Source organism: Pseudomonas sp. MWU13-2105 (genome assembly GCF_023242315.1).
Lineage (GTDB): Bacteria > Pseudomonadota > Gammaproteobacteria > Pseudomonadales > Pseudomonadaceae > Aquipseudomonas.
Map to the genome: position 1 here is coordinate 1 of NZ_JALLIY010000056.1, position 2596 is coordinate 2596.

Below are 2596 nucleotides of genomic sequence, written 5' to 3' on the forward strand. Positions count from 1 at the left end.
TGCGGATTCCACGCCATTCGGACACTCAGCCCACCAACATCCGGACACTCGTTCCACGCTCATTCGGACAGGCAGTCGGAGCGCGGCGACGCAGGTTTGCATTCTTAGTCTGAAGTCGCTGTTGCCGTCAATTTCGTTGCGCGTCTGCGCATCGATTCGCCTTTCAGTTCGATTCGATAAGCGTTATGCACCAGCCGGTCGAGGATCGCATCGCCCAAGGTCGGATCGCCGATCAGCGCATGCCATTTGTCCACTGGCATCTGGCTGGTGACCAGCGTCGAGCGGTTGCCGTAGCGGTCATCCAGTAGTTCAAGCATGTCGCGACGTTGCGCTGCGGTAAACGGCGCCAAGCCCCAGTCGTCCAGGATCAGTAGGTCGGTCTTGGCATACCCCGCCATTAGTTTGGCGAAGCGTCCATCGCCATGGGCCAGGCCCAGCTCCTCCATCAGGCGCGGCAGACGCAGGTAACGGACGCTGTAGCCGTCCCGGCAGGCCTTGTGGGCCAGTGCGCAAGCGAGCCAGGTTTTGCCCACGCCGGTTGGGCCGCCGATGATCAGGTTCAGGCCGTCGCGCAGCCATTGACCGCTGCCCAGTTGCAGGATCAGGGATTTGTCCAGACCACGCGGGCTGCGGTAGTCGATGTCTTCCAGACAAGCGTTATGACGCAGTCGGGCGGCTTTGAGTCGAGTGGTCAGGCGGGCGTCTTCGCGCTCGGTCAGCTCGCGGTCGACCATCAGGCCGAGCCGTTCATCGAAGCTGAGGTCGTTGATATCGGGCGTTGCATGTTGCTCGCCGAGCGCCTTGATCATCCCGTGCAGTCGTAGGGCTTGCAGCTTGTCGAGTGTCGGATTGGGCAGCATGTTCGTGCTCCTTTTTCAGTCAGTGGTAGTAGCCGGGGCCACGCAGGTTGATGTGCTCGTCGGGCAGCAGCGGCAGGTTTTGCTGGGCCAGTGGCAGTCGTTCCAGCCCTTGGCGCAGGATCGATTCGAGGCTTTTGTAACTGCATGCGCCCAGTGCCAGCGCACGCTGGCAAGCGGCTTCCAGCCGCTCTTCGCCGTGCTGTTTGCTCAGGCGCAGGATGCCCAGGCAGGCACGGAAGCCGTGTTGCGGATGGATTCGTCGTTCAAGGATGTAGGCGATGACGCCAGCGGTGTTGGGCCCCGTCTGCTCTGCCCAGCGGATCAGCCGTTGGGGTGTCCACTCGGCATGTTCGCGGTGGCTCTTGGGCATATGCTCGGTTTGAGTGGTGTGGCGGCCTTTGTGTGGCGAGCGCAGGTGGCTGGCCACACGCTGGTTGGCGTGGAAACACTCGACGGTCTGCGCCGTCAGCCGCACTTCGAGTTGGTGCTTCACCAACTGGTATGGCACTGAGTAGAAGTGGCCGTCGACCTCGACGTGGTAGTCGATGTGGACTCGCACCTTTTTCCATTCGGCATAGACGTATGGGGGCTCCGGCAGCGCTTGCAGCGCCGGTTGGTCGAGGGTCTCGAAGGCTGACCGGCGTGAGCCGGGCAGCTTCTTGAAGGGCTTGTGATTGAGGCGATCCAGTAGCAGTCCGATGGCTATGTTGAGTTCGCCCAACGAGAAGAACTGGCGGTTGCGCAGCACCGCCAGGATCCAGCGCTCGACCACTTGGACGCCGACCTCAACCTTGGCTTTATCCCGAGGCTTGCGGGAGCGAGCAGGCAATACGGCTACGCCGTAATGCTCGGCCAGGTCGCGGTAACTGGGGTTGATATCCGGTTCGTAACGGTGAGCCTTGGTAACGCCGCTGCGAAGGTTGTCGGGCACCAGGATCTGTGAGGTACCGCCGAGAAAAGCGAAGCAGCGCACATGCGAGCCCAGCCAGTCAGGCAACTTCTGCGACCAGGTAGCCTCGGCGAAGGTGTAGCTGGAGGCGCCGAGAACGGCAACGAAGATCTGTGTCTGGCGGATTTCGCCGGTTCGCCGGTCGATGACCGGCACGGTCTGGCCCGCGTAATCGACGAACAGCTTTTCGCCGGCGCGGTGCTCCTGGCGCATGACCACGTCGACCTTGGCAGCCCAGAGGCGGTAGTGCTCGCAGAACCAGCTGTACTGGAAGCCTTGCGGGTGAGCGAGTCGATACTCTTGCCAAAGCAGGGCCAGAGTGACGCCGGGGCGGCGTAACTCGGCGTGGACATGAGCCCAGTCCGGCATCGGACGTTGATCGTTTGGTGCAGGTACTGTCGGCGGAAAAAGGCACCGATTCAGTTCAGCATCGGAGAGATTGATGGGCCATTTGAGGCCGCTAGCAGCGAAGCGGCAAAGGTAATCTCCCGCACTCGAATGGCCGATACACAAGCTTTTCGCAATCTTGCGCACGGACAGGCCGACGTCGAACTTTAGGCGCAGTACCTCTCGGATTTTACGCATGGATATACGCTCCACGACGACCTCTTCGCTTCGAGAAAAGAGGCCGATGGTAGTGAATAATCCTGCGTTGCTGCCTGCCTGAAAGTGTCCGGATGGCCGTGGAATCGGTGTCCGGATGCTCGTGGAATGAGTGTCCGGATCAGCGTGGAATCAGTGTCCGGATGTTGGTGGAATGGATGTCCGGATGGTCATGGAATCCGCA

2 protein-coding genes are annotated in these 2596 nt (G+C 61.1%); both read right to left on the minus strand.

The genetic code is table 11. The annotated features are described in order from the left end of the window. Positions 1-104: 104 nt before the first annotated feature. A complete protein-coding gene (istB, locus tag M5B96_RS32205; RefSeq protein WP_248801181.1) occupies positions 105-860 on the minus strand; it encodes an IS21-like element ISPsy14 family helper ATPase IstB in 756 nt (251 codons plus the stop codon). 19 nt (positions 861-879) lie between these two features. Further along, positions 880-2394 carry an IS21 family transposase gene (gene istA / locus M5B96_RS32210; protein WP_248801183.1) on the minus strand — a complete coding sequence of 505 codons (1515 nt, stop codon included), beginning with the start codon at positions 2392-2394 and terminating at the stop codon, positions 880-882. Positions 2395-2596 lie beyond the last annotated feature (202 nt).